Annotated in this window: 21 protein-coding genes; 11 read left to right on the forward strand and 10 right to left on the reverse strand. The window is 69.4% G+C overall.

The window, feature by feature from the left end; genetic code table 11:
- The 3 genes from ASF22_RS13885 to ASF22_RS25195 form a co-directional block, all read left to right on the forward strand.
- Positions 1-631: exopolysaccharide biosynthesis polyprenyl glycosylphosphotransferase (locus tag ASF22_RS13885; RefSeq protein ID WP_156647727.1), on the forward strand; the 631-nt coding region annotated here is incomplete at its 5' end.
- A gap of 182 nt (positions 632-813) precedes the next feature.
- Positions 814-1,134, forward strand: a complete 321-nt coding sequence (locus ASF22_RS13890) for a hypothetical protein (protein ID WP_156647729.1) — start codon at positions 814-816, stop codon at positions 1,132-1,134.
- Positions 1,131-2,651 carry a methyl-accepting chemotaxis protein gene (locus ASF22_RS25195; protein ID WP_056265377.1) on the forward strand — a complete coding sequence of 507 codons (1,521 nt, stop codon included), beginning with the start codon at positions 1,131-1,133 and terminating at the stop codon, positions 2,649-2,651. Before ASF22_RS13890 ends, ASF22_RS25195 begins: the two co-directional genes overlap by 4 nt.
- Positions 2,652-2,690: 39 nt before the next feature.
- Here the strand turns inward: ASF22_RS25195 and rocF are convergent, their stop codons facing one another.
- On the reverse strand, positions 2,691-3,620 hold the full coding sequence (rocF, locus tag ASF22_RS13900; protein ID WP_056265381.1) for an arginase: 930 nt from the start codon (positions 3,618-3,620) through the stop codon (positions 2,691-2,693).
- A gap of 358 nt (positions 3,621-3,978) precedes the next feature.
- On the opposite strand from rocF, the gene ASF22_RS13905 reads away from it, so the two are divergent.
- Entirely contained in the window at positions 3,979-4,623 is a 645-nt protein-coding gene (locus tag ASF22_RS13905; RefSeq protein WP_082478997.1) for a response regulator transcription factor, read from the forward strand.
- Positions 4,624-4,706: 83 nt separating this feature from the next.
- Here ASF22_RS13905 and ASF22_RS13910 read toward each other — a convergent pair whose 3' ends face one another.
- The 4 genes from ASF22_RS13910 to ASF22_RS13925 all read right to left on the reverse strand — a co-directional run bounded on the left by ASF22_RS13910 (position 4,707) and on the right by ASF22_RS13925 (position 7,052).
- Positions 4,707-4,916, reverse strand: coding sequence for a hypothetical protein (locus tag ASF22_RS13910; RefSeq protein ID WP_156368951.1), 210 nt, complete (start codon positions 4,914-4,916; stop codon positions 4,707-4,709).
- Positions 4,917-4,962: 46 nt separating this feature from the next.
- Positions 4,963-5,682, reverse strand: coding sequence for an acyl-homoserine-lactone synthase (locus tag ASF22_RS13915; RefSeq protein WP_056265385.1), 720 nt, complete (start codon positions 5,680-5,682; stop codon positions 4,963-4,965).
- A gap of 88 nt (positions 5,683-5,770) precedes the next feature.
- Entirely contained in the window at positions 5,771-6,505 is a 735-nt protein-coding gene (locus tag ASF22_RS13920) for a LuxR family transcriptional regulator (RefSeq protein WP_056265387.1), read from the reverse strand.
- Positions 6,506-6,632: 127 nt separating this feature from the next.
- Positions 6,633-7,052: a hypothetical protein gene (locus ASF22_RS13925; protein WP_056171163.1), complete on the reverse strand. Its 420-nt coding sequence runs from the start codon at positions 7,050-7,052 to the stop codon at positions 6,633-6,635.
- A gap of 391 nt (positions 7,053-7,443) precedes the next feature.
- On the opposite strand from ASF22_RS13925, the gene ASF22_RS23915 reads away from it, so the two are divergent.
- The 7 genes from ASF22_RS23915 to ASF22_RS13955 all read left to right on the forward strand — a co-directional run bounded on the left by ASF22_RS23915 (position 7,444) and on the right by ASF22_RS13955 (position 13,532).
- Positions 7,444-7,743, forward strand: coding sequence for a hypothetical protein (locus ASF22_RS23915; RefSeq protein ID WP_156630029.1), 300 nt, complete (start codon positions 7,444-7,446; stop codon positions 7,741-7,743).
- A gap of 14 nt (positions 7,744-7,757) precedes the next feature.
- Entirely contained in the window at positions 7,758-8,873 is a 1,116-nt protein-coding gene (sfnG, locus tag ASF22_RS13930; protein ID WP_056171165.1) for a dimethylsulfone monooxygenase SfnG, read from the forward strand.
- A gap of 40 nt (positions 8,874-8,913) precedes the next feature.
- Positions 8,914-10,173 carry an SfnB family sulfur acquisition oxidoreductase gene (locus ASF22_RS13935; protein WP_056171168.1) on the forward strand — a complete coding sequence of 420 codons (1,260 nt, stop codon included), beginning with the start codon at positions 8,914-8,916 and terminating at the stop codon, positions 10,171-10,173.
- A gap of 129 nt (positions 10,174-10,302) precedes the next feature.
- Complete coding sequence (locus tag ASF22_RS13940) at positions 10,303-11,490, forward strand: acyl-CoA dehydrogenase family protein (RefSeq protein ID WP_056265391.1); 1,188 nt, start codon at positions 10,303-10,305, stop codon at positions 11,488-11,490.
- Complete coding sequence (locus ASF22_RS13945) at positions 11,487-12,083, forward strand: SAM-dependent methyltransferase (RefSeq protein ID WP_056265395.1); 597 nt, start codon at positions 11,487-11,489, stop codon at positions 12,081-12,083. The genes ASF22_RS13940 and ASF22_RS13945 overlap by 4 nt, the downstream gene beginning before the upstream one ends.
- Positions 12,080-12,799: a cytochrome b/b6 domain-containing protein gene (locus tag ASF22_RS13950; protein ID WP_056265398.1), complete on the forward strand. Its 720-nt coding sequence runs from the start codon at positions 12,080-12,082 to the stop codon at positions 12,797-12,799. Before ASF22_RS13945 ends, ASF22_RS13950 begins: the two co-directional genes overlap by 4 nt.
- A complete protein-coding gene (locus ASF22_RS13955; RefSeq protein WP_056171180.1) occupies positions 12,792-13,532 on the forward strand; it encodes a molybdopterin-dependent oxidoreductase in 741 nt (246 codons plus the stop codon). Before ASF22_RS13950 ends, ASF22_RS13955 begins: the two co-directional genes overlap by 8 nt.
- Here ASF22_RS13955 and chrA read toward each other — a convergent pair whose 3' ends face one another.
- Genes chrA through ASF22_RS13980 form a run of 5 tightly spaced genes read right to left on the reverse strand, consistent with a single transcriptional unit; the run spans position 13,533 to position 17,131 of the window.
- Positions 13,533-14,726, reverse strand: coding sequence for a chromate efflux transporter (gene chrA / locus ASF22_RS13960; RefSeq protein ID WP_056265401.1), 1,194 nt, complete (start codon positions 14,724-14,726; stop codon positions 13,533-13,535).
- A 55-nt stretch (positions 14,727-14,781) separates the two neighbouring features.
- Positions 14,782-15,411: an urease accessory protein UreG gene (gene ureG, locus ASF22_RS13965; protein ID WP_056265404.1), complete on the reverse strand. Its 630-nt coding sequence runs from the start codon at positions 15,409-15,411 to the stop codon at positions 14,782-14,784.
- Positions 15,412-15,422: 11 nt separating this feature from the next.
- Positions 15,423-16,097, reverse strand: a complete 675-nt coding sequence (locus ASF22_RS13970) for an urease accessory protein UreF (protein WP_056265407.1) — start codon at positions 16,095-16,097, stop codon at positions 15,423-15,425.
- A complete protein-coding gene (locus ASF22_RS13975; RefSeq protein WP_056265410.1) occupies positions 16,090-16,584 on the reverse strand; it encodes an urease accessory protein UreE in 495 nt (164 codons plus the stop codon). Before ASF22_RS13975 ends, ASF22_RS13970 begins: the two co-directional genes overlap by 8 nt.
- A 49-nt stretch (positions 16,585-16,633) precedes the next feature.
- The gene (locus ASF22_RS13980; RefSeq protein ID WP_056265413.1) at positions 16,634-17,131 is read right to left on the reverse strand and encodes a DUF29 domain-containing protein; all 498 of its coding nucleotides are present in this window, start codon (positions 17,129-17,131) and stop codon (positions 16,634-16,636) included.
- Positions 17,132-17,149 lie beyond the last annotated feature (18 nt).

The raw sequence follows: 17,149 nt of genomic DNA on the forward strand, positions 1-17,149 counted from the left end.
CTACTCCTACCTCGGCACGGTGCCGGTGCTCGACGTGTTCGACAAGCCGATGGCCGACTGGGACATCATCGCCAAGAGCGTGTTCGACCGCCTCGTCGGTCTCGCCATGCTGGTGGCGCTCAGCCCGGTGATGCTCGGCGTGGCCTTGGCCGTCGCCCTCACCTCGCCCGGTCCGGTCCTGTTCCGGCAGAAGCGCTACGGCTTCAACAACGAGGCCATCGAGGTCTACAAGTTCCGCTCGATGTACAACGACAAGGCCGACGTCGCCGCGAGCCGGCAGGTGACCCGGGGCGACCCGCGGGTGACGCCGGTGGGCCGCTTCATCCGCCGGACGTCCCTGGACGAGTTGCCGCAGCTGTTCAACGTGATCAAGGGTGAGTTGTCCCTCGTCGGGCCGCGGCCCCACGCCCTGCAGGGTCACGTCTCGAACACGCTCTACGATCAGGTGGTGGACGGTTATTTCGCCCGCCACAAGGTCAAGCCGGGGATCACCGGCTGGGCGCAGGTCAACGGCTGGCGTGGCGAGGTCGAACACGACCTGCACTATATCGAAAACTGGTCGATCCTGTTCGACATCAAGATCATGCTCGCGACACCGATGTCTTTGATCAGCACCAAAAATGCTTATTGAGCCCACCGTTCGACACAAATAGATCCACCATTTCCGGCATCGCGTGAGCCGGCAACAACCAATCTTCAGCCTCACCTGAACCGATCACCATTGGTGAAACTCAAGTGATAGGCCGTCCGGCAACGCGCTTACTCAAGCAGCGTTAAGAGCTTCTTCAAAGGAAGCAGGCCTATTCATTGTTCATGGCGCTCCTGTCCGACCTGCTCGTCCCCTTCGCAATGGCCATCGGAATCCCGCTCCTGATCGTGGGTGCGCCCGAGGCCGGCCGCCCCGTTTTGGTAATCGCTCCGCCCTGGTCGAACGCCTTCCGGCTCCTCGAACTCATCAGAGAGGCAGACGGCCGCGTGCTGCGCGAGGCCGGGATGGCCGGGATGGCGGTTGCCGTGTCGGAGCACGCGGACTTCCCGCAGCGCCTGCGCGCGGCCGGGGCCTGGGTCGTCGTCAACGCCAGCAGCGTCTCGGGTTGTCCGACGACGCGTGAACCCTTCGGTAATGCCCCATGACGCTGCACCCGGTTCCACCACGGGCCTCCACACTGGACAAGATCCGGACCACGTCCGGCAAGACGATCGTGGCGCTCCTTTGGGTCAATGTCGCCCTCGTCATCGGGCTCAACGCGTGGCAAGGCACCCTGCCGAACGCGGCGGCGGCGGGGGCCGCCCTCGCCCTCGCGCTTCCGCCGACCATTCTGAGCACGCGCAGCCTCATCGGGGCACGAACCCGGATCGCTTCCAGCATGGCGCTCGCCGGCCTCGTCGCGGTTCTCGTGGCGATCCTCCACCGCGAGGGCGGCGGGCGCTCGCTCCAGCTCGACGTGCACATGTACTTCTTCGCCTGCCTCGCCATCGTCGCCGCCTGGCTCGATTGGAAGGCCCTGGTGGCCTACGCCGCCGTCGTCGCCGTGCACCATCTCGGGCTCTCCCTGATCGTGCCGAGCTTCGTCTTCCCGGATGGCGCGGGGATCGACCGGGTCCTCCTCCATGCCGTCATCCTGATCGCGCAGACCGGTGTCCTCGTCTGGCTGGTAGCGAGCCTCCAGGCCGGGGCCGCAGCGAGCGATGCCCTGCAGCAGAGCGTGGCCGACCGGGACGCCGCCGAGACCCTGAAGGCTCGGGCCATGGCTCAAATCGAGGCCAGGGTCGAGGCCGAGCGGGCCCGGATGCTCGCCGTCCAGGCTCAGGTCCAGGCGTTCCAGGGGATAGTGGGCCGTGCCGTGGGGACCATCGGCCAGACCCTCGGAAGCATGGAGGGCAGCGCTGGCCGCCTCATGCGGTTCGCCCAGGAGACGACGCACACCACGGACGGCGCGACGGCGAGTTCGCGGCACGCCGGTCGCAACATCCACCAGATCGCGCAGACCTGCCTCGGTCTCACGGCGGCGGCCGACGAGATCGCCGGGCACCTCGCGGCCACCGACACCGTCACCCGTGCCGCCGCCGACGAGGCGCGCCAGACCGGCGAGACCATCGGCGCTCTCACCGTCTCCGTCGAGCGGATCGGCTCGGTGATCACGGCGATCCGGCAGGTGGCCGAGCAGACCAACCTGCTCGCCCTCAACGCCACCATCGAGGCCGCGCGCGCCGGCCCGGCCGGCCGGGGCTTCGCCGTGGTCGCGGCGGAGGTGAAGACGCTGGCCGGCCAGACCGCCCGGGCGACGGAAGAGATCGCGGCCCAGATCCGCGACGTCGAGGGAGCGACGCAGACCTCCATCGCCTTCATGCGCGGCTTCGCGGCGCGGATCGCCGATGTCGAACGCACGACTTCGGCGATGTTCGAGGCCATCGAGCGCCAGCGCGCGGCGACGCGGGCCATGGACGCCAATGTCGGTGCCGCCGTAGAGGACGCGCAATCGGCCACCACCCAGGTGACCGCCGTCGCGGCCGCCCTCGGAACGACCACGGCCGTGGCCGACGAGGTCCAGACCTCGACACGGGCCGTGCGCGATCAGGTCGTCCTTCTGGAAGATGTCACGGCCGCGTTTCTCCGCGACCTCCACGCCGAATCGGCCCAGGCGGCCTGATCCACACCCCCTCGCAATCAAGCGCCTTCAGGCCTTCCATCAGAAACTCGGGGTCGGCCGGTCGAGGACCCGGCGGCCCATGAGACTGGCGGCGAGATCCGACATGAGCAGGGCGGTGCGGCCGCGCTCATCGAGGAACGGGTTGAGTTCGACCAGATCGAGGCCGCGCACGAGGCCACTGTCGTGCAGCATCTCCATGGCGAGATGCGCCTCGCGGAACGTAGCGCCGCCCGGCACCGTGGTGCCCACCCCCGGCGCGATGCCGGGCTCGAGGAAATCGACGTCGAGGCTCACGTGCAGGAGACCGCCGGCGCCCGACACCCGGTCGAGAAAACCCGCCAGCAGCACGCCGATGCCGTTCTCGTCGATGGCGCGCATGTCGTGGACGCGGATGCCCGCCGTGGCCAGCGCCGCGCGCTCCGCCGGATCGACGCTGCGCAGGCCGATCATGCAGACGTGGCGCGGATCGACGGGTGCGCCCAGCGGCGGCAGGTAACCTTCGAAGCCCGAAGCCCCCGTGGCGTAGGCCATGGGCACCCCGTGGAGGTTGCCGCTCGTGGTGGTGTCGAGGGTATGCAGGTCGGGGTGAGCGTCGAGCCACAGCACGAAGAGCGGGCGCCCTTCGCGGGCCGCCCGCCGGCTCATGCCCGCGACGGTCCCCGCCGACAGGCTGTGGTCGCCGCCGAGAAAAATCGGCACCCCCGCGCCCGCTGCGTCGTCGGCGGCCTCCGTGAGGGCGGCGGTCCAGGCTGCGACCTCGGCGAGACCGTGGACGGCCGGGTTGGGGTGGCACGGGACGGAGACGGGCGAGGGCGCGAGATTGCCGCGATCCTCGACGGCGAGGCCGAGGGCGGCGAGCGCAGGCCCGAGGCCGGCCGCCCGGTAGGCGCTCGGTCCCATATCGCAGCCGAGACGCCGTGTGCCCGCCTGCACGGGCGCGCCGATGAGGATGCAGCGTCGGCTGTCCATGGGTCTGATCGCCTTCCCGTTCCGGTCCCGCATGGAGCCGCGAGGTGACGATCCGAAGACGGTTCGCGGCTGCCGGGAGGTGTTGGGGCGGGATCTGCAAAACCGGTGCCCGGCCTCGCGAGGGATCCCGACGCGCAGCACGGCCAGTCGCTTCCCGGTCGTGGGCCGGGGGAACGTTGGCCCGATGGCGCAATCCTGCTTAGGTGCAGACGAAGCCCAGGTGGGGACGGAGCCTGGGTCCCGTTCGACACCACGGCCGCACCGTGCTCCCCTGGCGCCACCGCCGCACGGGAAGGCTGGACGGGAAGCGGTCGGTGTGAACCATCGCAGGATCGTTCCGACCCAAGGTGAGCGCGCCATGCATCTCCTCATCGTCGACGACCACCCGCTGTTTCGCGAGGCCTTGGCCAGCACGCTCGCCCTCGCCTATCCGGGGGCGGTGCTCCACGAGGCGGACGGGATTGCCGGCGCCTGCGCCACCCTGGGGCGCGAGCGAGCCATCGAGCTCGTTCTCCTCGACCTGTCGATGCAGGGCGTGCAGGGTTTCGACGGCCTCGCCACCATCCGGGCGCAGTTCGCCCGCGTGCCGATCCTCGTGGTGTCGGGCCTCGACGATCCGCGCATCATGCGCGACGCCATCCATCACGGCGCGGCCGGCTTCGTCCCCAAGGCGGTGGACAAGGCGACCCTCACGCGGGCGATCGCGGACGTCCTGGCGGGCGGCCTCTCCCTGCCGCCCGCCCTGGCCGGCGCCGCGAATCGGCCCGAGCGGACGCAACTCGCAGAGCGCGTCGCCCGGCTCACGCCCCAGCAGATGCGGGTGCTCGGCATGATCCGCCAGGGCAAGCTCAACAAGCAGATCGCCCATGCCCTCCAGGTCGGCGATTCCACCGTGAAGGCGCATGTCACGGAGATCCTGCGCAAGCTCGAAGTGGGCAGCCGGACCCAGATCGTCATCGAGACGGCCGGGCTCGATTTCGACCATATCCGGACACGGTCCTGAAGTCCGGCCGGGGGCCGCCCGCGCAGGGCGCGTCACGCCTGCGGATCGGCGGCCCACCCGCAAGCGTGGTCATGTGCCCACCTTCATTCGCCCTCCAGACGCGCCAGGCGGCGGCCGAGCTCGAACAGGAGCGTATCGGTCAGGGTGCGCAGAAGCGGATCGGCGATCCGGTCCACGGATTCCCGCAGTTGGATGGCGTGATCGACGGCGCGGTAGACGAGCTCGACCTCGAGATCCGGGATGTCCTGATCGGAACGGGCGCGAAGGGGCATTTCGTGGGGGAAGGTCGGCATCGTGGTACTCTGGCAACAGACGGGAAAGGGCGTTGTGGCGATCCGCTCACGGCATCGGGCGGCGGGAGGACCGCGCGGCTGGCCGCGGACTGTCGGGGGCGGGCATCCGCAGCACCGATCCGGGCAGGCCGAACACCCGTCGACAGGTGGCCACGGTCTCCGGGGTCAGGCGTGCGTAGATCGGTAGCAGGAGCGAATCGCCGTAGGGGCAGGGCAGGGCGAGGGGCTCCACGTCCCAGCCCATCTCCATGAGGCGCGTCACCAGCACCGGGTGGGTCTGGACCAGGAGCCCTTCGAGGCCGAAATGTTCGGCGGCCTCGGCCACGGCGGTGAAGGAGGCACCCGAGACGGCATCCACGCCCTTGGCGCTTTCGCGCTTGGCCGGAGCCACGGCGCAGCGCGTCCATTCGTAGATGCGCGGCCCCGACGGCGCCGACGCGCCCTTGAGGAGTTCCGGATAAAGGTGGGTCTGCAGGTGCGGTCGGGTGGTGGGCAACAGGCGCGAGTAGGAGACGATGACTTCGCTCGCCTGACCGGCCGTCTGTTGACCGGCCAATTCTTGATCGGTCGTTTGTCGGCCGACCGGTTCTTGGCCGACGACGTGCAGGCAGTCAGGCCCGTCGAACTGGTCGCGCTCGCGGCCGTCCGGCTTGCGGCAGGCCTCCCACTTGAGGTGATCGACGAAAAAATCGTGCCGGAAGCGATAGATCCGATCCATGAGGACGGGATTCCGCGCCTCGACGTCGCCGCTCAGAACCTTCAACATGCCCGATCTCCCTGCGATGCAGGGAGTTCTGGCCAAGCTTGGGTCGATCAGGCATCCGTAGATCTACGGAGGATCGCGGCGGCTAGAATCAGCTTATGATGCCCCGCCGCAAGGCTTCGGCGACGCTCTGGACGCGACTGGCCGCGTTGAGCTTGCGCGCCGCGGCCGCGAGGTGATGCTCCACCGTGCGTGCGGAGATCGACAGGATCACGGAGGTCTCCCAGGCGGTCTTGCCGGCGGCGGCCCATTTCAGGCACTCGACCTCTCGGTCGGTCAGCCCCGCGAAAGCCCGATCCGCCGCATCGTCGTCCTGCATCCGGCGCGCGATCGCCTTGGCCCGGGACATGGCGTAGATCGCCACGAGGTGCAGGCCGGCGCGGGCATCATCCGACAGCCGCACCTGCGTACCGCCGAAGCTGACCCCGGCCTCGCCGCCGTCGAGTTCGTGGAAGGGGACGCAGAAGCCCTCCCTGAGGCCGTACTCCCGTGCCTCGTTCATCACGGTGAGGCCGTGCCCGTCGCCACGGGTCGCCGCCTCCTGCCACAGGAACGGCTCCGTCGTCGCCCGGATGTAGCGGATGACCGGGTCCCGATGGAGGTGGTTCCGCTCCTGGTAACGCTGCGCCCAGCCGATCGGCCAGCCCGAAATCAGCGAACAGTCGGACAGGTTCTCGTTCGGTGACTGCGGCAGGCCGCCGATGAGGAACGCGTCGTAGCCGAAGATCGCCCCCGTGCGGCGCAACTCCGCATAGACTGCCCGCTGAGTCCCCGCCGATCGCAGCCGATGGATAATGTCGAACGCGGTCTGACGAACATCGTGCACAAGCGTTACTCGGCGAATTCCTCCTGCGATTGTAACAGGATCGATGGTTTGTGAAAGGTTGAAGGCGTGAGGTAGCCGCCCGACGCATCACCCGGTGGGTCGCACCGTGCCCGCGAAGGGCGCAGCCTCAAGCAGCCCGGCGTACGGCGGTCCGGCCCGGTTCCGGCGACCGGGGCAGATCGGCGATGAGACGCACGAGCTGATGCGCATGATAGGGCGTGCGCAGACAGGGTGCCCCCGCCACGATGGCGTCGGGCAGGGTGCGCGGCGAGCGCGTGGTGTAGATCACTCCGACGGCGGGATCGAGGCAACGGGCGACGGCCCCGAGGGATACGCCCTCGACGGCGTCGCGCACGTCGGCATCGGTCACCAGGACATCGACCCGGCGCAGGACGGTCTGACTCAGGAGCAACGCTTCGACCTCGCCGGCCGTGCGGGCGCTGAGGACATCGTAGCCGGAGGCTTCCAGGCAACTCGTGGTGATCGAACGGGTCAACTCGTCGCCGGCCAGCAGCACGACGAGGGGCGGAAGGGACGCACGAGCCATGGCGATGATCCTGCCTGCCGATCCGGATGCGATGTGCAGCCGATCAAGAAACGATCCACCCAATCTGGCCGTCGAATCGTTAACGCCCTCTTAAACGTCCGGCTTATTCTGACAATCCGCGTCGTATTGCAGATCGGTACATTGCCTTTAATTTACGTAATCTGCTCACGAGGCGACCACCGAACTGCCCAATAGAGAAGCGCAGTCGGATCGATGGTGGAAAACCGCTCATGGCGCGCAATGGGCACTTCGCTCTGGCCCCTGCGGATCTGTCGGCCGAAGCGATGCGGCGGCGGCCGGACATACGCCCTGCAATAGCCCCCTCCTTCGTGACTCCGGAATTCCGCCCCGCCCCCCTTAAGGCGGCAACGCCGCGCGAACGAGGGGAATCTTGCGCGCCGCGAAGCATCGCCCTCCCGTCCGAGGAAAGCCCGGTGCTGCCGGACAGAGAACCGATCGCGTGGTCGAACATGCGAATGGGAGAAGGCTGTTTTCCATCGGCGCCGCAAAAAGCCATTTGCTTCCTTTGACGCAGACCTATTACGGGCCGATACTTCAAATCGATCGAGAATGCGCCGCAAATATTTGTGGGCCGCCTGATATTTCGACCAACTTTGCTGCTGCATCTCCAGCATTCGCGAAGTTCGTTGCTCCATGTCCGGCGCTCGGCGCCGGACGTATCCCCTTTTGAATGTGGATCCTCCCATGAGCCTTCGACCACCTGCCGACGCGACGGATGCCCCGATCCGGTTCGCCTACTGGGTGCCCAATGTCTCGGGCGGCCTCGTCATCAGCAAGATTCCCCAACGCACGAGCTGGGACGCGCCCTACAACCGGCGCCTGGCACAGATCGCCGAGGAAGCAGGGTTCGACTACGCCCTGACGCAGATCCGCTTCACCGCCGGTTACGGCGCTGAGTACCAGCACGAATCCGTGGCCTTCAGTCATGCGCTGCTCGCCGCCACCACGAAACTGAAGGTGATCGCCGCCCTGTTGCCGGGGCCGTGGAACCCGACGCTGGCCGCCAAGCAGATCGCCACCATCAGCCAGTTGAGCGAGGGGCGCATCGCCATCAACGTGGTCTCGGGCTGGTTCTCGGGCGAGTTCCGCGCCATCGGCGAGCCGTGGCTCGACCACGACGAGCGCTATCGGCGCTCGGAAGAGTTCATTACGGCACTGCGCGGAATCTGGACCCAGGACAGCTTCACGTTCCGGGGCGATTTCTATCGCTACACGAATTACACCCTGAAACCGAAACCCGCCGACCCGCAGCCGGAGATCTTCCAGGGTGGTTCGTCGAGGGCGGCGCGGGACATGGCGGCGCGGGTGTCCGATTGGTACTTCACCAACGGCAACACCCCCGAGGGCATCCGGGCTCAGGTCGACGACATCCAGGCGAAGGCGCGGGCCAACGGCCATTCCGTCAAGGTCGGCGTCAACGCCTTCGTCATCGCCCGCGACACGGAGGAAGAGGCCCGCGCCGTCCTCAAGGAGATCATCGACAACGCCGACCCGGAGGCGGTCAAGGCCTTCGGCCACGAGGCGAAGAACGCCGGCAAGGCTTCGCCGGAAGGGGAGGGGAACTGGGCGAAATCGAGCTTCGAGGACCTCGTCCAGTACAACGACGGCTTCAAGACCAACCTCATCGGTACGCCCGACCAGATCGCCGAGCGCATCGTCGCCCTGAAGGAGGCCGGCGTCGATCTGGCCCTTCTGGCCTTCCTGCATTTCCAGGAGGAGGTCGCGTATTTCGGTGCGCACATCATCCCACGGGTGCGGGCCCTGGAGGCGGAGCGCGGGCGCCGGGCGGAAGCCGCCTGAATCGAACGACCGCCCTTCCGACATCCTCCGGAGAACAGCCATGAACATCGCCGTCAGCGCGAGTGCCATTGAGGCCAACCGCGTGCCCCAGGGAGTCCCCGGCCCCGAGAAGCCGTCGGAGCCCGCCCACATCGTCCGCGACGACGCCGAAGCACTCCGCGTCGCCCACGTCCTGGCGGACGCGTTCCGCACGGAGGCGGCCGAGCGCGACCGCACGGGGCGCCGGCCCTTCGCCGAGCTCGACGCCTTCTCGCAGAGCGGCCTGTGGTCGATCAACGTGCCCAAGGCCCATGGCGGGCCGGGCGTGTCCTACCGGACCCTCGCACAGGTGATCGCCATCGTCTCGGCGGCCGATCCCTCCATCGGCCAGATCGCTCAGAACCATCTCGGCATCGTCGCCGCCATCGACACCGTGTCGGACGACGCGCAGAAGGCCCTGCTGTTCGGCAAGGTGCTGGCCGGCACCCGCTTCGGCAACGCCTTCTCCGAGAGCGGCACGCCGAGGGCCGCCGACTTCAAGACCCATTTCGTCGATCACGGCGACCATGTCATCGTCCACGGTCGCAAGTTCTACGCGACGGGGGCGCTGCTCGCCCACCTCGTGCCCATCGTCGCCGTCGACGACCAGGGACGCCCCTGGTACGCCATCGCCGAGCGCAACGCGCCGGGCCTGTCCGTCATCGACGACTGGTCGAGCTTCGGCCAGCGCACCACGGCGAGCGGCACGGTGATCCTCGAGGGCGTGCGGGTGGAGAAGAGCCACCTCGTGCCGGCGTGGAAGGGCTACGAACGTCCGAGCGCCAACGGGGCGATCTTCCAGGTCATCCAGGCCGCCGTCGATGCCGGCATCGCCCGCGAGGCGCTGGCCGAGACCGTCGCGTTCGTGCGCACGAAATCGCGGCCCTGGATCGACAGCGGCCTGGAGCGGGCCTCGGACGATCCCCACACCATCGCCATCGTCGGCGACCTCACCATCCGCCTGCACGCGGCGGAAGCCCTCCTCGACCGAGCCGGCCTCGCCCTCGACGCGGCGGTGGCCGCCCCCGACGCCGGCAGCGTCGCGGCGGCACAGCTCGCCGTGGCGGAAGCGAAGGTGCTGACCACGGAGGTGGCGCTCGCGGCCACCAACACCCTGTTCGAACTCGCCGGCACCCGCTCGACCCTCGACGAGCACAACCTCGATCGGCACTGGCGCAACGCCCGCACCCACACCCTGCACGACCCGGTACGCTGGAAATACGCCATCGTGGGCAACCACGCCCTCAACGGGGTCGCCCCGCCGTTCCACGCCTGGAGCTGAGACGGAGAGGGCCGCCCGCGCCCGAGCGGTGGACCCGCAGCGAATGCCATCGGGAAAGCCGCATGTTTTGCGGGGGCCGTGACCCTTGGGCGACTGGCGGAAGCTCAGGCCTGTTCCATGTTCCAAGGGATGAACTTCCTCGTCCCCGATCGCATCGAAGCCGGCCCTGCCCGAATCCGCGCCGCCGCCCGCGCGGTTTCGCGGCTCGCCGCCGAGCGGGCGGACGCCCTCGACCGAACCGGCGGATTTCCGGCGCAGGACGTGGCCCATTGCCATGAGGCCGGCCTGCTCGCGGCACCGCTTCCCGTGGCCCTCGGCGGCGCTGGCCTCGATGCGCCCACCATGGCGCCGGTGCTCCTCGACGTCCTCGCGGAAGTCGGCCGCGGTAGCCTCGCCCTCGGGCGGCTCTACGAGGGCCACGTCAACGCCCTGTCGCTGATCCTGCGCTACGCGTCCGAGTCCGTGCTCGCGCGTCTCGCGGCGGATGTCCGCGCCGGGCACCTGTTCGGGGTCTGGAACACCCAGCCCCAGGCCGGCGGCCTCGACCTCGATCCCCATGGGACCGGCCTGCTCGGTGGCGTGAAATCCTTCGCCTCGGGGGCGGGATCGGTGACGCGACCCCTCGTCACCGCGCGGCGGCCCGATGGGCGCCAGCAGATGCTCGTCGTCACCCTGGAGCCCGACACCCGGTCCGACCTGTCGTCGTGGTGCGCCCACGGCATGCGCGCCTCGACCTCGGGGGTGCTCGACTTCTCCGGGCTTCCCGTGGACAGGCAGGCGGCGGTGGGTGAGGCCGACGATTACTTCCGCGAGCCGCATTTTTCCGGTGGCGCCTGGCGCTTCACCGCCGTGCAGCTCGGCGGGATCGAGGCCGTGTTCGATACCGTGCGGGCGCATCTCGTCGCCACCGGGCGCGGTGGCGACCCGCATCAGGCGGCGCGTCTCGGCGAGGCGGCCATCGCCGTGGAGACGGCACGGCTGTTCGTGGGCCGGGCCGCTGCCCTCGCCAACGACCCCGACGCGGAGCCCGCGCGGGTGATCGCCTACGTCAACCTGACCCGCATGGCCGTGGAGCGCGCCGGCCTCGACGTGCTGGAGCGCGCCCAGCGCTCCGTGGGGCTCGCCGGCTTCCTCCAGACCCACCCCCTGGAGCGTCTCATGCGCGATCTCGCCACCTACCTGCGCCAGCCGGGTCCCGACCGGGCGCTGACCCACGCCGCCGCCCACGTGCTGGCCGACGACCGCCCGGCCGACACCCTCTGGCGCGACCCGCGCGATTCGAACCGCGCGGGTCTCCAGTCCGGTCGCGCCGCATGACCCGACCCACCGAATCCCTCCCGCCCGATTATTTCGACGGCATCTACGCCGGAAACCCGGACCCGTGGGGGTTCACCACCAGCGCCTACGAGGCGGCCAAGTACGACGCCACCCTGGCGGCCCTCTCGCGAGACACCTATGGCGAGGCCCTGGAAGTCGGCTGCTCCATCGGCGTGCTGACCCGGCGGCTGGCGGAACGCTGCACCCGGCTCCTGTCCCTCGACGTCGCCGAGACCGCCATCGCGGCGGCCCGTGCCCGCTGCGCCGACAGCCCGCACGTCGCGTTCCTGCACGCGGCGGTGCCCGACGCGTGGCCGCCCGGCCGGTTCGACCTCATCCTGGTATCGGAGGTGCTGTACTTCTTCACCCGCGCCGACCTCGCCCGCCTCGCCGGACACATGGTGCAGGCGGTGAAGCCCGGTGCCGACATCGTCCTCGTCCACTGGATCGGCGAGACGAACTATCCGCTCAGCGGCGACGACGCCGTCGAGGCGCTCATCGCCGGAACCGCCGGTACCCTGGAGCCGTATCGCCAGACCCGTACGGACCGCTACCGCCTCGACGTACTCCGGGTGATCGGTACCACGCCATGACCGGCCGGGTGCCTCGGCAGACGGTGTTCCGGCACCGCGCCTGGGTGCGCCTGACCCATTGGGTGAACACGGCTGCGTTCGGGGCGCTCCTGGTGAGCGGCATTGCAATCCTGCTCGCCCTGCCGCGCCTGTTCTGGGGCGAGACCGGCGCCAACGACGCCCCCGCCGCCCTGGTACTGCCTCTCCCGGTGAACCTCGAGCAGACCGGCTGGGGCCGTAATCTCCACTTCCTCGCCGCCTGGATCCTCGTCGGCAACGGCGGGCTCTACCTGCTCCTCGCGCTCTTCGGCGGACATCTGCGCCGCAACCTGCTGCCGGACCGGGATCAGCTGGCGCCCGACCACCTCGCCCGCGAGATCGCCGACCATGCCCGGCTGCGGCCGGCCACGGGGCGGGAGGCTCTGCGCTACAACGCCCTGCAGAAATTCGCCTATCTGGCCGTGATCCTGGGCTTGTTCCCCCTGATGGTGCTCACCGGCCTCACCATGTCGCCCGGCGTCACGGCGGCGTTCCCCGAGCTTTTCACCCTGTTCGGCGGCCGGCAATCGGCCCGCACCCTGCACTTCGTCTTCGCCAGCCTGCTGGTCCTGTTCCTCCTCGTCCATGTCGGTCAGGTCTTCGTCGGCGGGGCCGTCAACCTCACGCGATCGATGATCACCGGGCGCTTCGCCGTTCCGCCGGACACGCCAGCCAACCGGGAGACACCCGATGCGTGACCTGTCGCGCCGCCGCCTCCTCACCGGTTCGGGGGCCCTCTTCGGTGCCGGCCTCGTGAGCGGCTGCGATGCGCCGGCCCTGTCGCATCTGGCCACCCCCTACGACTGGAGCAACGGCCTCACCTTCGCGGTCCAGCGCTGGCTGCTCCGGCACCAGCCCCTGGTGCGCGAGTTCGACCGCAGCCAGATCTCGACGGTGTTCCCCACCATCAACACCACCGATCCCGACGACCCCGCCTACAAGCGATCGAGGCAAACTGCGTTCGCCGACTGGAAGCTGCCCGTCACCGGCCTCGTGGAGCGGCCCGGCGCCTTCTCCCTCGCCGACCTCAAGGCGATGCCGTCGCGCACCCAGGTGACCCTGCATTCCTGCGAGCAGGGCTGGTCGGCCATCGGCGAGTGGACCGGCGTACCCCTGGCCCGTCTCCTCGCGCAGGTGGGGCTGAAGCCTGAGGCCCGATTCATCGTGATCCGCAGCGTCGATGGCTGGTGGGACAGCTACGACCTGTTCGACGCGCTCCACCCGCAGACCATCCTCGCCTACGGCATGAACGGAGGCGACCTGCCGGTGAAGCACGGCGCGCCCCTGCGCCTGCGCGTGGAACGCCAGCTCGGCTACAAGAGCCTCAAGTACATCTCGGCCATCGAGGCGGCCGAGCGCGTCGACGGCTACGGCAAGGGACGCGGCAGCATGGTCGCCGAACTCGGCTTCCCCTGGTACGCGGGTATCTGATCAGCCGCCCAAAGCGAGGCCGCCGAGGGCCGTCAGCCCGACGACGATCCAGGGCGCGACGCCCCCCACCGTCAGGAGCACGAAGGCGGTGGCGGCGAGGGCCACATCTCGGGCGCTGCCGATGGCGCCCGTCCAGACCGGATCGTAGAGGGCGGCGGCTAACAGCCCGACCACGGCGGCGTTGCCCCCGCGCAGGGCCGCCTGGGCCAGGGGCTTCCTGCGGAGTTCGTCCCAGAAGGGCAGGGCGCCGGTGACGAGGAGGAGGCCGGGCAGGAAGATCGCCGCGAGTGCCAGGGCAGCGCCCGGAAATCCGTTCGGCGGCGGCTTCAGGGCGGCACCCAGATAAGCCGCGAAGGTAAAGAGGGGCCCCGGCACGGCCTGCGCCGCGCCGTAGCCGGCGAGGAACGCGTCGGCGCCGATCCAGCCCGGATCGACGGTGCCGGCCCGCAGGAGCGGCAGCACCACGTGGCCGCCACCGAAGACGAGGGCTCCGGCCCGGTAGAACGCATCGACCACGGCGATGCCCTGCGAGGGCAGCCAGGTCGCCAGGATCGGCAAGCCGACGAGCAGCCCCAGAAACAGCGTCAGCGCCACGGTCCCCGTCCGCCGGGACAGGGGAACGGAGAGGTGTCCGACCGGGGTGGGAGCCATCGCCCGGCACAGGACGATGCCGGCGACGGCGCCGAACCCGATCGCACCGACCTGACCGAACGCCGTCGGGGCCAGCACCGCGAGCCAGAGCGCGCCGAGTGCGATCCCGGCACGCATGGGGTCCGGCGCCAGGGTTCTGGCCATGCCCCAGACGGCCTGGGCCACGACCGCCACGGCAACGAGCTTGAGGCCGTGCAGGAGGCCAGCCAGCATGGGGCCGCCCGATCCGGCGCCGTAGGCGATTCCGACGAGGATCAGGGCGGACGGCAGGGTGAAGCCCGCAAAGGCCGCGAGCCCGCCCCACAGGCTCCCCGCCCGAAGGATTCCAAGGGCGAACCCGACCTGGCTCGAGGCGGGACCGGGGAGGAACTGGCACAGGGCGACGAGGTCGGCGTAGGCCGCTTCGTCGATCCAGCGCCGCCGCGCCACGAAGGCCTCGCGAAAGTAGCCGAGATGGGCGACGGGGCCGCCGAAGGCCGTGAGGCCGAGCTTCAGGAAGGCAACGAAGACTTCCCGGACGGAGCCTGCTGGGGAGTCAGGCAAGAGCGCCGCAGGCTCAGGCAAAGCCGCCGCAGGCTCAGGCAAGCCCGCCGCAGGCTCAGGCAAGCCCGCCGGCCTCGACGATGAACCGGGCGACGGTGTCGGCGCCGTGGCCGTCGCGGAGCGAGGCGAACACGTAGGGGCGCGTCCCCCGCATCCGCTTGGTGTCGGCCTCCATCACGCCGAGGTCGGCGCCGACCAGGGGCGCGAGGTCGGTCTTGTTGACGATGAGGAGATCGGAGCGGGTGATGCCGGGGCCGCCCTTGCGCGGGATCTTCTCGCCCCCGGCGACGTCGATGACGTAGAGGGTGAGGTCGGCGAGCTCCGGCGAGAAGGTGGCGGCGAGGTTGTCGCCACCCGATTCGATGAGGATCAGGTCGAGCTTCGGAAAGCGCCGGCGCATCTCGGCCACGGCCGCGAGGTTGATGGACGCGTCCTCGCGGATCGCCGTGTGCGGGCAGCCGCCGGTCTCGACCCCCATGATCCGCTCCTCGGGCAACGCGCCCGCCACCGTGAGGATGCGGGCATCCTCCTTGGTGTAGATGTCATTGGTGATGGCGCAGATGTCATAGGTGTCGCGGAAGCGCTTGCAGAGCTGCTCCATCAGGGCGGTCTTGCCGGAGCCGACGGGGCCGCCGATGCCGACGCGCAAAGGACCGTTGGGAGAGCGGCCGTTGGGAGAGGTCATCGTTGGGTCTTTCACGAACGGAAAATCCGAGAGTACTGGGTTTCGTGCCGGAACGAGCCGAGATCGAGGGCCAGGGTGGCGCTGCCGAGGTCGTCCAGGGTGAGGTCCGGGACGGTGGCCGCGAGCGCCACCACGCGCGGCGTCAGGGCCGCGATCACCCGCGTGCCGGCGCTCTGGCCGATCGGCGCGCAGCGCAGGGCCGCCGAGACGAGGTTCTGTAGGAAAGCGAGGCCGAAGGCGGCCAGCGTCGGGGGCAGGGCCATGCCGTGGGCGCCGGCCGCGACGCCGACCGCCACGGGATAAGCCACCGGGCCGGGCAGGGTCTCGGCGAGGCGGATGAGGACAGGGGTCGGCCAAGCCGCCAGGGTGGCGTCGAGGAAGCTGCGGCCCTGCTGGCTCGTCTCCAGGTGAAGCTCGCGCGATGGAGCCAGCGCCAGGGCGAGGTCGTTGAGGTCTGCCAACGCCACAGAGTCTTCCCCCAGAGACGCGCCATGGGCGTGCACTACGAGGATGAGGTCGTTGCGGCCTGACCCCAGTTCGAGCACGTCGGCGAGCCAGTCCACGAGGGAAGCTTCCCCGGACACGTCTCCGGCGTCCACGGCCGCTTCGAGCCCGTGCGAATAGGCATAGGCCCCCACGGGATAGCCCGGCGACAGCCACGCCATCAGGCGCAGGGCGTCAATCATGGGTGTGCGAATGACCGTGATCGTGGGGATGGCCGTGGTGATGGTGCCCGGCGGCCTCGCCCGCATAGGCGCCCCCCTCGGGGCGGAACGGACGCTCCACCGCCTCGGCGGTGCCCCCTAAGCCCCTCACCATCTCGGCGAGGACGTGATCGTGGGCGATGTAGACCGCATCCGGGGTGATCTCGGCCGGGATATGGCGGTTGCCGATATGCCAGATCAGCCGCTTGAGGGCGTGGTCGTCGGCGGCCCGGATCGCCAGCAGGCGTTCCGGCGCGGCCTCGACCCAGACGAGGCGCCCGTCCTGCAGCACCAGGGCGTCGCCGTCGTCGAGCACCGTCGGCTCGGCGAGATCGAGGAGGAACGCCACGCCGCCCACCCCCCGCATGGCCATGCGGCGGCGGTGGCGGTCGGCGTGGTCGAGGACGATGCGGTCGACGATCTCACCCACGAGGGCGTCGCGGCGCAGGACATGGGTGGCGCGGATCATGGAAAGGGAACCCGTTTGGGGACGCGTCCGCCCGGCGCAGGAGGCGTCGTCACACAACTTTTGGAGCGAGCGGACCGGGATAGAACCCATTGTCCAGAAGCTGAGCCATGAAATAGGGACAAACCTCCGGAAACGTGGCCTCGGGAAGGCCGGTCTCATCGGCGGCCCGAACGCGGGCGAGGCGATAGCTTTTGGCAAGCACGGTCTCCGGCCAGGATCTCAGGCTCGGGCTGACGTCGACGAGGCCGTCGATCTGGAGACGCTGTTCGACGATGGAAGCGCGCCAGCCATACTTGCGCTTCTCCGGCTGGAACTCCCATCTCAGGAGGTGCTGCAGCAGGATCGCCAGCCGGTTCCGGATCTCGGATTTCTGCGATCCGCCCACGCTCTCGATCTCTTCGGCCAGATGGTGCCAGTCGATGTCCTGCCGCCGGCTCGTTCGGAGCAGAGCGGCTTGGCCCTGCGTCCAAAGGTACAGATCTGTCTCGTAGAGGTCTGGCTCGGGAAGAGTCCGGCCCGGGGGCGGGCTCAGGGCAGCCTTGGACATGGGGCCTCCGCTGGCATC

Origin of the sequence: Methylobacterium sp. Leaf87, from assembly GCF_001422775.1 — a bacterium.
Classification (GTDB): Bacteria; Pseudomonadota; Alphaproteobacteria; order Rhizobiales; family Beijerinckiaceae; genus Methylobacterium.

Bases quoted from the DNA above. Each gene is read 5' to 3' on its own strand.
- ASF22_RS13905 (WP_082478997.1), top strand. From the start codon at position 3,979: ATGCATCTCCTCATCGTCGACGACCACCCGCTGTTTCGCGAGGCCTTG.
- ASF22_RS13910 (WP_156368951.1), bottom strand. From the start codon at position 4,916: ATGCCGACCTTCCCCCACGAAATGCCCCTTCGCGCCCGTTCCGATCAG.
- ASF22_RS13945 (WP_056265395.1), top strand. From the start codon at position 11,487: ATGACCCGACCCACCGAATCCCTCCCGCCCGATTATTTCGACGGCATC.
- ASF22_RS13955 (WP_056171180.1), top strand. From the start codon at position 12,792: ATGCGTGACCTGTCGCGCCGCCGCCTCCTCACCGGTTCGGGGGCCCTC.
- ASF22_RS13970 (WP_056265407.1), bottom strand. From the start codon at position 16,097: ATGATTGACGCCCTGCGCCTGATGGCGTGGCTGTCGCCGGGCTATCCC.
- sfnG (WP_056171165.1), top strand. From the start codon at position 7,758: ATGAGCCTTCGACCACCTGCCGACGCGACGGATGCCCCGATCCGGTTC.
- ASF22_RS13890 (WP_156647729.1), top strand. From the start codon at position 814: ATGGCGCTCCTGTCCGACCTGCTCGTCCCCTTCGCAATGGCCATCGGA.
- ASF22_RS25195 (WP_056265377.1), top strand. From the start codon at position 1,131: ATGACGCTGCACCCGGTTCCACCACGGGCCTCCACACTGGACAAGATC.
- ureG (WP_056265404.1), bottom strand. From the start codon at position 15,411: ATGACCTCTCCCAACGGCCGCTCTCCCAACGGTCCTTTGCGCGTCGGC.
- ASF22_RS13975 (WP_056265410.1), bottom strand. From the start codon at position 16,584: ATGATCCGCGCCACCCATGTCCTGCGCCGCGACGCCCTCGTGGGTGAG.
- ASF22_RS13950 (WP_056265398.1), top strand. From the start codon at position 12,080: ATGACCGGCCGGGTGCCTCGGCAGACGGTGTTCCGGCACCGCGCCTGG.
- ASF22_RS13915 (WP_056265385.1), bottom strand. From the start codon at position 5,682: ATGTTGAAGGTTCTGAGCGGCGACGTCGAGGCGCGGAATCCCGTCCTC.
- rocF (WP_056265381.1), bottom strand. From the start codon at position 3,620: ATGGACAGCCGACGCTGCATCCTCATCGGCGCGCCCGTGCAGGCGGGC.
- ASF22_RS13980 (WP_056265413.1), bottom strand. From the start codon at position 17,131: ATGTCCAAGGCTGCCCTGAGCCCGCCCCCGGGCCGGACTCTTCCCGAG.
- ASF22_RS13940 (WP_056265391.1), top strand. From the start codon at position 10,303: ATGAACTTCCTCGTCCCCGATCGCATCGAAGCCGGCCCTGCCCGAATC.
- ASF22_RS13935 (WP_056171168.1), top strand. From the start codon at position 8,914: ATGAACATCGCCGTCAGCGCGAGTGCCATTGAGGCCAACCGCGTGCCC.
- ASF22_RS13925 (WP_056171163.1), bottom strand. From the start codon at position 7,052: ATGGCTCGTGCGTCCCTTCCGCCCCTCGTCGTGCTGCTGGCCGGCGAC.